The 14,497-nt window shown below is 67.6% G+C and carries 12 protein-coding genes; 6 read left to right on the top strand and 6 right to left on the bottom strand.

The window, feature by feature from the left end; translation table 11 throughout:
* Positions 1-335: 335 nt before the first annotated feature.
* The 4 genes from KXD97_RS32135 to KXD97_RS32120 all read right to left on the bottom strand — a co-directional run bounded on the left by KXD97_RS32135 (position 336) and on the right by KXD97_RS32120 (position 3,721).
* Entirely contained in the window at positions 336-542 is a 207-nt protein-coding gene (locus tag KXD97_RS32135) for a hypothetical protein (protein ID WP_260758471.1), read from the bottom strand.
* A complete protein-coding gene (locus KXD97_RS32130; RefSeq protein WP_260758470.1) occupies positions 539-2,569 on the bottom strand; it encodes a cellulase family glycosylhydrolase in 2,031 nt (676 codons plus the stop codon). The genes KXD97_RS32135 and KXD97_RS32130 overlap by 4 nt, the downstream gene beginning before the upstream one ends.
* 72 nt (positions 2,570-2,641) lie before the next feature.
* Positions 2,642-2,986: a hypothetical protein gene (locus KXD97_RS32125; protein WP_260758468.1), complete on the bottom strand. Its 345-nt coding sequence runs from the start codon at positions 2,984-2,986 to the stop codon at positions 2,642-2,644.
* A 60-nt stretch (positions 2,987-3,046) separates the two neighbouring features.
* Positions 3,047-3,721 (bottom strand): helix-turn-helix transcriptional regulator, encoded by a 675-nt coding sequence (locus KXD97_RS32120; protein ID WP_260758467.1) that lies wholly within the window; start codon positions 3,719-3,721, stop codon positions 3,047-3,049.
* 323 nt (positions 3,722-4,044) lie between these two features.
* Here KXD97_RS32120 and nrdH point away from each other — a divergent pair, with 323 nt between their 5' ends.
* From nrdH to KXD97_RS32095, 5 genes are all read left to right on the top strand, one after another.
* Positions 4,045-4,311 carry a glutaredoxin-like protein NrdH gene (nrdH, locus tag KXD97_RS32115; RefSeq protein WP_260758465.1) on the top strand — a complete coding sequence of 89 codons (267 nt, stop codon included), beginning with the start codon at positions 4,045-4,047 and terminating at the stop codon, positions 4,309-4,311.
* 34 nt (positions 4,312-4,345) lie between these two features.
* Positions 4,346-4,894, top strand: a complete 549-nt coding sequence (locus KXD97_RS32110) for a hypothetical protein (protein WP_260758506.1) — start codon at positions 4,346-4,348, stop codon at positions 4,892-4,894.
* 88 nt (positions 4,895-4,982) lie between these two features.
* Complete coding sequence (locus KXD97_RS32105; protein ID WP_260758464.1) at positions 4,983-6,524, top strand: DNA cytosine methyltransferase; 1,542 nt, start codon at positions 4,983-4,985, stop codon at positions 6,522-6,524.
* Positions 6,525-6,610: 86 nt separating this feature from the next.
* Positions 6,611-6,895, top strand: coding sequence for a hypothetical protein (locus KXD97_RS32100; protein WP_260758462.1), 285 nt, complete (start codon positions 6,611-6,613; stop codon positions 6,893-6,895).
* 34 nt (positions 6,896-6,929) lie between these two features.
* Positions 6,930-7,154 (top strand): hypothetical protein, encoded by a 225-nt coding sequence (locus KXD97_RS32095; protein ID WP_260758461.1) that lies wholly within the window; start codon positions 6,930-6,932, stop codon positions 7,152-7,154.
* A gap of 85 nt (positions 7,155-7,239) precedes the next feature.
* Here the strand turns inward: KXD97_RS32095 and KXD97_RS32090 are convergent, their stop codons facing one another.
* Entirely contained in the window at positions 7,240-7,713 is a 474-nt protein-coding gene (locus KXD97_RS32090; protein ID WP_260758459.1) for a hypothetical protein, read from the bottom strand.
* A gap of 67 nt (positions 7,714-7,780) precedes the next feature.
* Positions 7,781-8,368 carry a hypothetical protein gene (locus tag KXD97_RS32085; RefSeq protein WP_260758458.1) on the bottom strand — a complete coding sequence of 196 codons (588 nt, stop codon included), beginning with the start codon at positions 8,366-8,368 and terminating at the stop codon, positions 7,781-7,783.
* Between the two features lie 265 nt (positions 8,369-8,633).
* On the opposite strand from KXD97_RS32085, the gene mobF reads away from it, so the two are divergent.
* Entirely contained in the window at positions 8,634-14,492 is a 5,859-nt protein-coding gene (gene mobF / locus KXD97_RS32080; RefSeq protein ID WP_260758456.1) for a MobF family relaxase, read from the top strand.
* The last annotated feature ends 5 nt before the right edge of the window (positions 14,493-14,497 follow it).

The following is a 14,497-nucleotide window of genomic DNA, read 5'->3' as shown; positions in this document are numbered from 1 at the left end:
TTGTATTGCGCTGCGTGGCTACTGAATTCGCCGCCATCGGTCAGCTCACTGTGGTATCGGACGACTCGTGGTGGCTGACCGAGCTTTTCGCCATTCGTGTCGTAGGCGAACCGAGTCCGAATCGCTATGACGGCAGGTGCAGTGCGGGTGTGTGACACCCGATCCTCGCGTCGTGGTCGGTCGCCGCCCCCGGAGTTAGCCATGGTGTGCTGATCCGGCGCGGTCGGTACCGCGGGCCATCGGTGGTTGCCGATGGCGGTGAGCGACACGGGCAAGGGCGGTGTAGGCGACGGTGGTGACGGTTGCTGCTACCAGGTAGGCGGCGACAGCGCTGATCATGAGCTGTCGCGAGTGCGGGTGGCTCGGTCCGCTGCCGAGGACAGATCCCCTGGTAGGTGCGGCTTTTCGTATGGACCGGGCTCGAACGTGTCGATGCAGTGGCGGATATGCGCTGCCCCAGCGCGCAGCCGACGGGTCACTTCCCACGCCCCGAACAGGACCCCGACGGTGCCGACCACCCACGCCACCGTGGTCAGCATCATGATGGGTCTCCCGACTCCTTGTTCGTGCTGGGCGCTGCGGTACGCGGTGATAGACCGCGAGAGTCGCTGGCCCGGCGGTCTGCGGGAGCGTCGCTGTCCTCGGTATGCCGACCCTTGGTGGGAATCGTCGCGGTGCGCGGAGCCTGTCGGGCACCAGCGTCCTGGGTCGGGTCGTCGTCGTTGGCTTCTTCGCCGCGGTCGTCGGCAACGTCGCGGTCCAACTCCGCGCCCGGGTCCGTGGGTCGGGACTCTGAGGCGATGTCCGGTGTGCGGGAGCGGTCGTCGTCGGTGGATGTGTCCTGAACCGCCCGCTCGCTCACGCGTGGTGTGTCGGCCTGGTCTGTGGAGTCGATTACCTCAGGGTCAGCCGCATCCTGGAGGGGGCGTTGGTCGCTGTCCGTCGACTCTGTGGTCGCCACGTCTGCGGTTCCCGAGGACGAGTCGCTGCGTGGTTCCTCCGCGGCATCCTCGCCATCTGGACGAGCGGAGGAATCGGTGTCGGACCCATCGGTCGCTGGAACCGGCTCGACGGGTTGATCACCGTCCACGGCCGTACTGCTTGTCTCGGTGACCGAGTGTTTGGCCAGATCCGCTGGCTGTTCGGAATCCTCGTCGTCGGTGGTGTCGGGGGTCGTCGTCGTGGATGCCTGCGGTAGCGCCCGGATCACCATGCCCAGCATTGCCTCCATGGCCGGGGTGGCGGCGATGGCAACCTGGGCAACCACCGCTGACACGGCGTTGGCTACCGCGGTGAACGCGCGCCGTACCGGGTCTGGCATCAGGCTGTAGATCACCGCGATGGCGGCGTTCGGAATCACCATGGCCTGGTTGGCCAGCCCGAAGCCGACGGAGGCTAGTTGTAGGTAGAGGTCGCGGGCGGCCGACATGCGCGGCGCGGTGTAGTCAGGTAGCTCTCCGAGACCGGCTTGGGCGATGAGATCGGCAAGTACGTGGGCGGCCAACTTCGGTCTCCCGTTCGACGTGAAGAGACCAAAATTGAACTCGTGGTTGAGGATTCCTGACTGGGCGTCCTGGGAGGTGTACACGAATGCTGGTCCGGTGTATGGCAGCCGGGACCACGCGGTGAGGAAATCGCGCAGTAGTGCGGCCTGCTCTGCTTGGGTCACTCCCCAGCCGGGGGTGGTGGCGGTGCCGTACTCGGTGGCCCAGATCTTTTTGTCTGCGTCACCGTTGGCAACCATCAGCTCATAGAGCGCCTTGACTTGCTCCAGCGGAGTGTTGAGAGTGCCTGCGCCCTGCGAGAACGGCAGCGTGAAGTGGTAGGGATGATAGGACAACGCGTCGAAGTACCCGCCTGCTCCGGCCTCATACATCTGAGCCAGGAATCGCTGCGGTGTCACCGAGATTCCGCTGACATCGGTTGTCGCGCCGAGTGATCCGGCGAGTACGACAGCATCGGGGTTCGCGGCTTTGATCGCGGTGTAGGCCGCTTTGAGCATCTGGGTATAGCCCGCCGCGCTGACCGGGGCGTAGAAAATGACTCCATTCGGTTCGTTCCACACCTCATAGCTGGCGATCTGCGACCCGTAGCGGGCCGCGACCGCACCAGCGAACCCGGCATAGGTATCTGGATTGGGGGCGCCCGCCAGTGGAAACCCAGCCCATGTCGGGGTAGCCGTGACCGCACCGGTCAGGGTGAATCCCATCTCGCTGGCCGTGGCCACCAAGGCATCCATCTTCGACCAGTCATAGGTGCCAGCGGCCGGTTCGATGTACACCCAGGGCACGGCGATCCGCAGATCGCTCACACCCAGGCCGCGAAGCTCGGTCAGCCGCGCAACGAGAGCGTCGTGGCCGAGGTTGTAAAGGTGTGAGTCGGCTACACCGAATGTCGTTGTGGCGGCGCTCGTTTCCGACAGCAGCGAGACGGCTACCTGTTGGACTGCGTGTGTCTGCTCCACAGGGGTAGCGGTTGCCGGTGCGGTGGTCAGCACCGAGGCCAGCGTGACGGCTGCGACGGTGCCTGCGGCGAGCTTGGCCCGCAGCAGTGGAATTGGAGTGGTCATCGTCGGGTCCCCCGCCCAGAAAGTGATTGTTGACGGGGACGTTAGCAGTGTAGGCAACATGTTGACAACGCATCATTGCCAATTCGACGGAATGGTGGCGTCCGCGGCTTTCGTCGGGTTGAGCTCTGCTCGGGTGTCGTTGCGCAGGTCGTCTACGAGCGTCGAGAGCTCCCGCGAGATCGCGGACGCCTTGCGGCGCTGTTCACGCCGCACCCCCGGCAGTCCGTCTAAGGCGACAACAAGCTGCTCAGTTGCCGTCTCTATGCCGCCGATCAGGCCTTCTGGCGTACCTGATGCGCTTTCGCTGAGCGCCTCGTTCGCCACGTGAGCCAGTGCGAGTGCCGCGGCCGCGAGGTCGAGGACGCGGACCGCTGCCCGATCGGCCGCGCCGTCATGGGAAGGCAGTTCGACAGACATGACCACCCCCTTGCTGGCGTCTGACCAGCGGAGTGTATCAAGTGTATTGGCTACACGTCGTCAGATCTTGATGGCTGCATGGAGTTCGGCGAGCTGTCGCACCGCGTCAACGAGGCTGTCGCGCCCGTCCTCATCCGCCAGGTCCCGAACCGCTGCCGACAGAGACTCCATCGAGATTTCCAACTGCTCACGAATCCGAACGTTCTTCGCGCGCCGAGAGGGTGTCGGCATCGCCGCGACTGCCTCGAACGCGACCTCGGCGAAGCGCACCACGGATTCGGCGCACAACACGAGCGCCTCGGCTGGGCCCACTTCGCCGTGGCTCATCGCTGCGTCCAGCTCGGCCTCGGAGGCCCCATACATTTGGGCAAGCATCGGCACAACCGATCGCGGAGGCCGATAGCGGCCCGTCTCCCAGCCCGACACGGCAGCCGGAGCCACCCCGAGGGCTTCCGACACCGCGTGTTGCGTGAACCCCGCCACCATGCGAAACAGCTTCAAGGTCCACGCCTGACGGTCGGGCAGATCCAAATAGTCTTCGGGCGTGCCCCCTAGCACCTCAACGATCTTCACCAGCAGCTCAGTGGAAGGTGCGCTGCGGCCACTACGGACCGCGCCCAGCGTCGTGCGATGAACCTCAAGCCGCGCGGCGAGTTCCTTCCACATCAAGCCGGTCTGCTCGGCGCGCAGGGTGAACTTGGCCGCTGAGAACACCTCCGCTGTCGAATCGGCCATCCCGAAACCGTAGCAAGGGCGACCCTGCCGCCTCTGGTCACAGCGGTGTCACCGTCGGCCCTGTCGAGGGATCGCGCTGGGCTGGCCGGTCATGCACTCAGGGCCCCTCCCGCGCTTGCGACGATCCGGTCGGCCTCAGCGGTGCTCGCGTCAGGACAACTACGCCTGGATCAGAAGAAGCACGCGGACATCGCATCCCTGCTCGCGTCGAGCCCGTCGCTGACTTGGGCGTAGATAAAGGCCAGTTCAAAGCCGTCTTCCAGTTGACTATCCCCAACCCTACTGGTAGGCTATAACCATCCACTTAGAAAGGCAGGCCCGCGATGTCCACCCTCACCGTGTACACCAAGCCCAACTGCGTGCAGTGCACCGCGACGTTCAAGGCGCTCGACAAAGCGGGCATCACCTACGCGAAGATTGACATCAGCGTCGATGCCGAGGCCCGCGACTACGTGATGGCCCTGGGCTACCTGCAAGCCCCCGTCGTAGTGGCCGGCGATGAGCACTGGAGCGGCTTCCGGCCCGACCGCATCAAGGCCGCCGGCAACCGTGCGGTATCCGCATCCGATGCAACGGCACTACCCGCATGAGCACCCGCCTCCACAGCCCCGTCGGGCCGTGCTCATGCGCCCCACGCTGACACCCGACCAACGCCACCTCCTGGCGTTCGTCGGCAGATCATCGACCACCGCGCTACTCGACGCATTCCTCGAGGAACGCGCACTGCGATCCCTGCTGGCCCGCGCGGGTGGCGCCAGCGGACCGACCGCCCCTCACGGCGCACCCGACTGGATGACCAGTTACTGGACCGTCGGCTCGAAGTTCATCAGCCCGCGCCCCGGCTGCGGACCCGTCCGCGTCACGGTCACTGCCGCTCAGATTCAACGAATCGGCCAGGCGCTGTCCCCCGCGATGCGCGACCAGATCACCGACCTGCTCACCGCCACCCGGAAAGAGCAGATGCGCACATGGCAGTGGTGCCGCTGCCCCTACGCCCACACGGCCCGCAACGCCCACAGCGGACCGTGCCCCCGCTACCACCCCACCGACGACGAAGACCGCGAGCATTACCGCCGCACCACAGAGATGCGCGACCAGACCCGTGCCCTCCTGTGGCGCGTCCTCGACCTCGACGCAGGTGCCCAACTCGACCTGTTCGACCAGCTGATCTAGCCACCAAGCCCACTTTGATCCCGGATGGCTATAACCATCCATTGCATGGTAGGCTATAGCCATCACCCATTGTTGAGAGGACCACCCCATGCTGACGATCACCGACCTCTACTGCGGCGCAGGAGGCTCCACCGCTGGCGCTGTGATGATCAACAACGTTGTCGCCACGGTCGCCAGTAACCACTGGGACAGGGCCATCGAGACCCACAGCGCCAATCACCCTGACACCGACCACATTCAGGCCGACCTCTCCCAGATCGACCCGCGCCTGTTCCCCACCACCGACCTGCTGTGGGCCAGCCCGAGCTGCACCAAACACAGCATCGCCCAGGGCCGTAAACGTCAAGACGCCCAACCGGATCTGTTCGGCGAGATCCTTCCCGAGGCCGCCGCCGAGCGCTCCCGCGCCACCATGTGGGATGTCGTGCGGTTCTCCGAGTACCACATGTACCGCGCCGTGATCGTGGAGAACGTGGTCGACGTGGTGTTCTGGCCGCCCTTTCAAGCGTGGCGCATGGCAATGGAATCCATCGGCTACGTCGGCCAGATGGTCTACCTGAACTCCATGCATGCGCAGCTGCTCGGTCGCGGTGCCCCCCAGTCGCGAGACCGGTTCTACGCGATCTTCACCCGCGCCGGCGATCCCCGCCCCGACGTCAAACGCGTCGTGTCCCCTTACGCGGTGTGCCCCGACTGCGGACCGGTCCGCGCCGTCCAAAGCTTCAAGCGCACCGACCGCGCACCGTGGGGTAAGTACCGCGCCCAGTACGTCTACCGCTGCCCCAACGTCTCGTGCCGCAACCAGGTGATCGAGCCGACCTACCGCCCGGCCGCCGACATCATCGACTGGTCGCTGACCGGCACGCGCATCGGTGAGCGCACCCGCCCCCTGGCCGATAAGACCATGGCTCGCATCGCCGCCGGAATCGAGCGTTACTGGCAGCCCATGCTGGTACCCGTTGAAGGACGCGACGGCAAGAGCGCCGCCCCGGTCGACCAACCGACACGGACCATGACCACGCGCAGTGAGACCGCGCTGCTGGTTCCGACCGGAGGCACCTGGCGCAACGAGGCCGTCGCCGTCGACCAGCCCATCGCCACCCGGACCACCCGCGAGAACGACGGCATCGCCTTCGCGCCCTTCATCGCCGAACTGCGCGGCGGCTCCAGCGATGCCCGCTGCACCACCGAGGCACTCTCGACGGTCACCGCATCCGGTAACCACCACGGCCTGGTCTACGCCCCCGTCACGCGTGGCGACGTGTTCCACGGACGGTGGAACCCCACCGAGCCCCGGCCCCTGATCACGAGCTACTACGGCAAAGGCGGCAGCACCCCTGCCGACGAGGCACTGCCGACCGTCACCACCGTCGAGCGCCACAGCTTGATCACCAGCGGACCTGCCCCCGCACCGCCACAGCACATCGACATCAACGACGTGTTCTTCCGGATGCTGGAGCCCCGCGAAATCACCGCCGCGATGGACTTCCCCACCGACTACCGCATGCTCGGCACCCGCCGCGAGCAAGTCCGCCTGGCAGGCAACGCCGTCACCCCACCGGCCGCCCGCGATCTCGTCGGACTGGTCGTGGAAACCCTGACCGGCGAAGCCGCCACCGTCACCACCTGACAGCCCGCACTGCCGGGAGAACGCACCCGTCTCCCGGCAGTGCACCACCCGGGCCAGCCCCCGCCCCAAACCCACGGAGGATTCCGATGACCGAACAGCACGCCGCCACCCCAGGGCGCCCCATCGCCCTCCCCCTGACCGCCGCCCGCATTCACGCCTACCACCGCGACGGGATCACCCCCACTCACCACCAGCAGCGGCCCGAGGCTCATAACCCCTTCTACGCAACCGAACTCGGGGACGTGAACCTGTGGACGCCCAGCGGGCCACGCCTGATCGCCTACAGCACCGACTTCGATCCGCTCGACCCACACACCCGCGCCCGTGACGTCGCCGCTCGCCTCAACCACCACCTGGCGAACCTTCGCTGACATCCGCGACCCCCCGCACGAACGGAGAACCATGATGGCCATCCCCACCACCACCGCGGCACTGGCCTACGCCCGCGCCGACATCGCCGCCGCCGTCGCCGCCACCGACGATCCCCACCGCCGCCAGTACGCCCTCTCGGCCCGCGATTACGCCGTCACCGTTCTCCTGGCCAACGACGCCACCACCGATCAGACCCGCCACGCCGATCACTACCTCACCGACGCCGAGGCTTTCATCGCCATCACCGCCGACCAATAACGCCAGGCCCCACGCCACCGCCTGCGGGACCGCCCACCCAGGGCCGGTCCCGCAGACCACCGCGCGGAGTACGACTACCGAGGGCTCACCACAGGCGAGGCTGGCCGCCCAACAGCGCCGCCTCCACCGCTTCGCTGTTCCAGCCGGAACGTACCGCCGCACGCAGGGCCAGCGCCTGCTCCCGCCGGGCCTTGACGCCAGCCTGGCGCGCGATCACCGCAGGCGATCCCCCGCCGCGTCGCGCCCTCGCCATTCTCTCCATGTTCTCCCGCTGCGTCCCGCCGACCACATGAGGCCGCACCCCGCCGCGCAACTCTTCGGCAGTGATCACTCGAACACACATCGGTACATCACACTCGTGCAGCGCCCGCACGTACCCATCGAGTGCCGCACCGCCTGCCGCCACCGCAAGGGCATACCGTGGTGGACGCACCATGCGCAGCCTGCCATCGCGGCGAATCGCGAACCGACCGTAGCCGTCATCACCGATCGCGCCGGTCCACAGCCAGCAGTCTTGGCGACCCGGCCCCGCGACGACGTGGCTGAAAAACCTTGCCACCTCAGATATGTCGCGTACCGGATCAACCGCAAACTCCCGCGCCAACGCGCCCACCCGTGGAACCTCCCTACGCGCTCAGGCTCGCGGCCGCGCTGACCGTCAGCTCCTCAGCGTCGGCCGTCTCGCTGTCGCCCAGCTGTCCCCCAGCAGTGCCTGCATCCACTCCACTGGTCGACACCACCGCGGCGGCCTCAGCGCCGGCTCCCGCGGGCTCCACGGCCCCAGCGTCCCCCGCCTGCGCCCCGTCCTGGTCACTCGCTGCCGCAGCTGCATCCTGCGCGCCGACCGCCAGCTTGCCTAAGTCACGCACCCGGTTCTGGCTCTGCCCCGTCTGACTCGCAATGGCCGCCACCGTCTCACCCTGCCCCCGTAGCCGCATCACAGCCTCTCCGGCCGCCCGCTCACACCGCGCCGTTTCCTCCCGCGCCGCTTCGGCCAACTTCGCGATCCGTTCCTCGGTCTCCCGTTCAATCCGCTCGACACGTTCGGCCGCCTTCTCCCGCGCCGCCGCCACCTGCTCTTCGAGCTTCATCCCCACCGCCGCCGCACGGTCCACCTCCGCGAGAAACTCCGACAGACCATCGACAATGGCCGCCTCCCGCGCCTCCCGCGCGGCCTTCTCGGCGCGCCGCGCCTCCAGAACCCGCTGCTTCACTGCATGTTTCGTCGTTGCTTTAGCCATGTTTCCGGATGCTAGCCATCCCTTACGACGCAATCACGCTTCCTTTCCTCCCACGCCACCCACTCACCCCCGATGTCACCCTCACCATCGTCTCACCCCCGTTCACCTGCATCGTTGCTTTCCAGCCTGGTTTGGTCCCACACACCTCTTGCACTTAGGTCACGGTTTGGTCACGGCCCGTTCGGGGGCGGCGGAAAGCAGCCTTGGATTCGTCGTGAGAAATCGGTGCGCTGGGCAGGTGAATGCGGGCATCCACAAGCTCACCGCTGGCTCCGGGTACTTGTACCTGGTGCGGCAGGTGGCTGCCCACGACCGCACGCACGGCCCGGAATCGTTGGGCGACTACTACTCCTCCAAGGGCGAGACACCGGGCCGCTGGGGCGGACGCGGACTGGCCGGACTGTCGGCCGGGTCAGACAACTGGACACGCACCGACGCCGGGGACCGGCTGTGGTCGGTGACCGAGGGCTCCGAGGTCACCGAAGACCAGATGAAGGCCCTGTTCGGGCTGGGAGTTCACCCGAACGCTTCGGCGTTGACCAAGCAACTCATTGCCCAAGGGGCACGCAAGAACTCGGCGCTGACCGCGACCACCCTCGGTCGCCCGTTCCGGGTCAACGCCGGCGAAACCGAGTTACAGCAGCGCCTCGCTGAGGCGTATCGCGACCACAACCTGTCGGTCGGTGCGCACTGGAACGCCGCCATTGACGAGTCGGTACGGGCGCAGATGCGCACCGACATCGCCACCGAAATGTTCGAAGAACAGCACCGCCGTGCACCCTTGGACGAGCGTGAACTGACCGGGTTCATCGCCCGCGGCACCCGCGACCAAACCACCTCGGTCGCTGGCTATGACATGACCTTCACCCCGGTCAAAAGTGTGTCCGCGCTGTACGCGCTGTGCCCCGAGCCGATCGCCAAACAGATCGAGGAATGCCACAGCAAGGCCGTCCAAGACGCCCTGGACTTCCTGCAAGATCAGGCCGCCTACACCCGCATCGGCGCCCAAGGCGTCGCCCAAGTCGACACCGAAGGGTTCATCACCGCCGAGTTTCTGCACCGCGATACCCGCGCCTCGGACCCCGGTCTGCACACCCACGTCGCGATATCCAACAAGGTCCGCGCCCGCGGCACCGACGGCATCGCGCGCTGGTACGCCCTCGATGGCCGCCCGCTGTATGCCTCCACGGTCGCGGCATCGGAGTTGTACAACTCACGCCTGGAGGCCTACCTGGGCCAAGTGTTGGGGATGCGGTTCGCCGCCCGCGGCGATGCCCGCGAAGGCAAACGCGAGGTCCGCGAAGTCGTCGGCGTCAGCCGCGAACTCAACGAGCTATGGTCCTCGCGCCGGGCCGCCATCGACGCCGAGTATGCGGTGCTGGCCAAGAAGTTTCAGGCCGCCCACGGCCGCGAGCCGACCACCCCGGAGTCGATCGCGATGTTCCAACAAGCCACCCTGGCCACACGCGACGCCAAACACGAACCCCGCTCGCTGGCCGAGCAACGCGCAGAGTGGCGCACCCAAGCCGTCGGCCTGCTGGGCAGCGACGAAGCGGTCAACGCGATGATCGCCCGCTCACTGGCCGGGCGCACCACGACACCGGCCGAGGTCACCGCAGGGTGGATCAACGCTCGCGCCGCCCAGGTGATCGCCACCGTCTCCGCGGCGCGGGCCACCTGGAACCGCACCCATGTACTGGCCGAAGCATTGCGGGTGGTCCGCGTCACCGGGCACGCCGGAATCGACGGCATCGCCGAACTCATCACTGACGCCGCCCTGAGCGAACCGCTCAGCGTCCGGCACGCATCCAGTCCCGATACCGACCTCGGTGAGCCCGCGGTGTTGCGCCGCCGCGACGGGTCCAGCGTGTATCGCCAAGCCGGATCGCAGACCTACACCAGCCCCGAAATCCTGGCCGCTGAGCGGCAAATCCTGGCCGCCGCGACACTGCGCGACGGCCGCACCGTGCCCGCCGCCGATGTCGAAATCGAACTACTGGCCCAGGCCGCGCACCGACGCGAACTCAACGCCGGCCAAGCCCAACTCGTCCGCGAAATGGCGTGCCGCGGGCAGCGCGTCATGCTCGCCTTGGCCCCGGCAGGATCGGGAAAAACCACCGCCATGGCCGCACTCGCCCGGTCCTGGGAAGGTGCCGGGGGCACCGTCATCGGGTTGTCCCCCAGCGCCAGTGCCGCGCAATTGTTGCGTGAAGAGATCGACGTCGAAGTCGGTGACACCCTCGATAAGTTCAACTGGCTCACCGACAATCCCGACATCTCCCCCGGCGACCCAGCCCGTCAGTGGTACGACGCGATCGATGAGAACACCTTGATCATCGTCGACGAAGCCGGCAAGGCCGGCACGTTGGCGCTGGCGTCGATGATCGCAGTCGCGCTGGCGCGCGGCGCCAGCGTGCGCCTGGTCGGAGATGACAAACAGTTGTCCTCGATCAGCGCCGGCGGTGTGCTGCGCGACCTGGCCCACCTACATGGCGCGATCACCTTGTCCCAGGTGATGCGGTTCGCCTCAGCCTCCGAAGCCCAAGCCGGTCTCGCGCTGCGCGACGGCGACCCGTCAGGGATCGCGTTCTATCTCGATGCCCAGCGCGTGCATGTCGGCACCCAAGCCGCCGCCTCCGATATGGCGTTCCAAGCATGGCAAGCCGACATCGCTGAGGACAAGCACTCGCTGCTGTTGGCGCCGACCCACGAGCTGGTTTCTGAACTCAACGACCGAGCCCGGCTGCACCGGCTGACCGAACTCGGTGGCCGCGCCCCCGGCATCGAAGCGGTGTTGATGGCCGGGGCCCGCGCCAGCGTCGGGGACCTCGTGTTCACCAAACACAACGATCGCACCCTGGCCCTCGGCGCCACGGATTTCGTGCGCAACGGCTACCGCTGGGAAGTCACCGAGGTCGACCCGGACGGCTCGATCACCGTCACGCACTTGGAGTCGAACGCTCACCTGCGGCTGCCCGCCTCCTACGTCCGCTCCCACGTCACGTTGGGCTACGCCCGCACCATCGACGCCACCCAGGGCGCGACCGCCCGCTACCGCTGCCACACCGTGGGCTCCGATCAACTCACCCGCCAGCAGGTCTACACCGCACTCACCCGAGGGGTGCACGGCAACCACATCTACTTCTCCACCGCCGAGCACGACCCGCACCGGGTGCTGTCCCCGAAAGCCACCCACCCCGACACCGCCGTGGACGTCTTGACCCGTGCCCTGGGGCGCGACGCCGCCCAAGTCTCGGCCACCAGCGCGGCGCGGGCCGCCGCCGACCCGGCTGCCCGACTGGCCGCAGCCACCCAGATGTACGCCCACGCCGTCGGCACCGCCGCCGAATCACGCCTGAGCCCCGCCCAGCACGCCGAGCTGGATTCCCACGCCGAAAAACTCGTTCCCGGGCTGACCACCGCTACCGCCTGGCCGGTGCTACGCCAACACCTCGCATTGATCGCGGCCGCCGGTATCCACCCCCTCAAACGGCTCGAAAAAGTGGTCGCCGCCGGCGGATTCGACAACGCCGCCGACCCGGCCGCGGTCATCGACTGGCGCCTGGACCCGACCGGCGCGCACTCCGGTGGTGCCGGTCCGCTGCCCTGGCTTCCTGCCATTCCCGAGCGCCTGGCCGCCGACCCGCAGTGGAACGCCTACCTGTCCGCCCGTGCGCAGCGCGTCACCGACCTGGCCGCCGAACTCGCCGCCACCGCACGCCAGTGGAGCGCGGCGACCGCGCCGCGTTGGGCACGACCGCTGGTCGGCACAGACCTCGAATTGGCTGCCGATCTGGCCGTCTATCGCGCCGCGACCGCCGTCGAGGACAACGACACCCGCATCGCCGGCGCCGAGCAATACCCCGCCCGCACCCGCGCCGCCCAACGCGGACTCGAACACCGCGCAGCCGAACTCATCGGCGCTGATGCCACCACCAACCGCTACGACACCCTCATCGACTCCATCAACCCCCACATCCGCCACGACCCCTACTGGCCCCAACTGGCGCATCACCTGGCCGCGGCCGCACGCACCGGAGTCAACATCACCCAACTCGTGCGCACCGTCGCCGCTGAGCGTCCGCTGCCCGACGAATTGCCCGCCGCCGCACTGTGGTGGCGACTGTGCGGCACCCTCACACCAGCGGCGCTGGAGACCGCCAACGGTGGGCTGCGCCCGGACTGGCTACCCGATCTGCACACCGTGTTCGGCACCGAACTGGCAGAAACCATCGCCGCCGATCCCGCCTTCCCCGCACTGGTGTCCGCGATCGGCAACGCCGACCCCGACCAGTGGACACCGCGCGATCTGCTGCACGTTGCCGCCGAACACCTCTATGACGCCGACGCCCACCTGACGCATCATTTACGGCCCGACGAGTACGCCCGCCTGCTCACCTACTCGATCGAGGTGTTCACCACCGCCGACCCCTACGACCATGACATTCCGCTGCCCGAGCACGAGCCTCTGACACCGGAAGAACACGAAGAACTCACCCATCTGCACCCCGACATCGAGGACACACCACCGAGGCGACAGCACGCCCACGACGACGTGTTGGCCGACCCCAACAACCTTGCCGCCGCACTCGGACTAGACGACTACGACCTCACCGAGCCCACCGCCCCCGACGAGCAACTTCCCCCACCCGAGCACGCCGACGACTACTTCAACCCCGATACGGGGATCGACTTCGACAGCCTGAGCACCGTTCGGCCCAGCCCCGCCGCCGCGCTGGCCGCCCACCGCGCCGACGTCCACGCGCTGCGCGCCCGCTACGCCGCCGCCGACGCCCAGGTCCGCACCTTGGCCGCCCACGTGACTGCCGGTGGCGGCCCCCACGTCCTGGCCGCCACCGACGAACTGCGGCGCATGCGTGCCGCGGCCGACGCCGACCGGCCCTTCCTGGCCCGCGTCGAAGCCGTGCTCGACCAATGGCATCAGGCCGAAGCCACCTACGCCGAAGCCCTCGAACTCATCAACCACGCCCGCACCGAACTCGACACGGTGCGTGCTGACCCCGACGCCGACCCGCTCGATATCGCCTCGGCCACTCAGAATCTGAACTTCTTGACCAGCTACCAGTTGCCCCCGACCAGCCCCGCCGAGCAGTTCCATCCCGCATTCACTGAAGCCACCGCCGCTCGCGCCGCGGCAGCCGGAGGCAGCGAGCACATCGTTACCCACGCCGACGCCGACGCACTGCTGCGTCGATGCCGCGCCGACGATGACACACTGCTGGCTCGCCACCGCGCCGACCGCGCGGCGCTGCGCGACCAGCTCCACCGCGCCGAGCTTGCCGCCGCGCAGGCATTCGCCCGCGCACAGCGCAGCACCGCCGAACACATCACCGAGCTGTTGCCCCGCATCGACACCGAACTGCGGGTACTCGACGCTGCCGGCCAACACGCCTTCCAAGAACGACTGCCGATCAGCGAGCACCCCGACATCGACACCGACCGCCTACGTCGGCTCACCGATGCCCCGTTCGTGCTGACCGCCGCGCACGCCTCCGACCGCACCACCCTGCTGCCCATGATGAGACATCTCGACCGCGCCGCCCACGACGCCGGACGCCCGTTGATCTGGGCCGCGCCCGCCACCATCTGTGACAATCCCGACCTGTCACCGATCGCCACCACTGTCATCGACGCCGCCAACCTGGAGCTGAACGACAGCGCACCCGGCACCATCGTCGTGATCGACCGCGCCGAACACCTGTCCCCCGAAACCATCGCCGAACTCACCGAAACCGCCGCCACCGCCCACGCCCGGATCATCCTGCTCGACACCAACACCGCCACCTGGCCACCACCACCGGCAGCCCCACTACTGAAATTGCTGCACACCGAACTGCGCTGGTCACCAGTGCTCACCGCCGCCACCGGCCGCGTCAACCACTACGACGCCAGCCCCGACAGCAACGCAGCCCTCACCCAAGCCGCCGGACTGAACCCCGACCAGCACACCCCCGCCATCACCGCCGCCCTGCAACGACACCGAAAAGCCCAGCAGCGCAACACCACCGCCCATGATCTCCACACCCGCATGTGGAACGCTGCTCACCGAGACGAGGGATTCAGCCGAGGTGGGTAGGACCT

Origin of the sequence: Mycobacterium sp. SMC-8 (genome assembly GCF_025263565.1) — a bacterium.
In the GTDB taxonomy this organism is placed as follows: Bacteria; Actinomycetota; Actinomycetes; order Mycobacteriales; family Mycobacteriaceae; genus Mycobacterium.
Note: the sequence above shows the minus strand (reverse complement) of the source record. Positions and strands in the feature narration are given on the sequence as shown.

Excerpts from the sequence above, each read along its gene's own strand:
- KXD97_RS32135 (WP_260758471.1), bottom strand. The coding sequence starts at position 542 with ATGATGCTGACCACGGTGGCGTGGGTGGTCGGCACCGTCGGGGTCCTG.
- KXD97_RS32130 (WP_260758470.1), bottom strand. The coding sequence starts at position 2,569 with ATGACCACTCCAATTCCACTGCTGCGGGCCAAGCTCGCCGCAGGCACC.
- KXD97_RS32125 (WP_260758468.1), bottom strand. The coding sequence starts at position 2,986 with ATGTCTGTCGAACTGCCTTCCCATGACGGCGCGGCCGATCGGGCAGCG.
- KXD97_RS32120 (WP_260758467.1), bottom strand. The coding sequence starts at position 3,721 with ATGGCCGATTCGACAGCGGAGGTGTTCTCAGCGGCCAAGTTCACCCTG.
- nrdH (WP_260758465.1), top strand. The coding sequence starts at position 4,045 with ATGTCCACCCTCACCGTGTACACCAAGCCCAACTGCGTGCAGTGCACC.
- KXD97_RS32110 (WP_260758506.1), top strand. The coding sequence starts at position 4,346 with ATGCGCCCCACGCTGACACCCGACCAACGCCACCTCCTGGCGTTCGTC.
- KXD97_RS32105 (WP_260758464.1), top strand. The coding sequence starts at position 4,983 with ATGCTGACGATCACCGACCTCTACTGCGGCGCAGGAGGCTCCACCGCT.
- KXD97_RS32100 (WP_260758462.1), top strand. The coding sequence starts at position 6,611 with ATGACCGAACAGCACGCCGCCACCCCAGGGCGCCCCATCGCCCTCCCC.
- KXD97_RS32095 (WP_260758461.1), top strand. The coding sequence starts at position 6,930 with ATGGCCATCCCCACCACCACCGCGGCACTGGCCTACGCCCGCGCCGAC.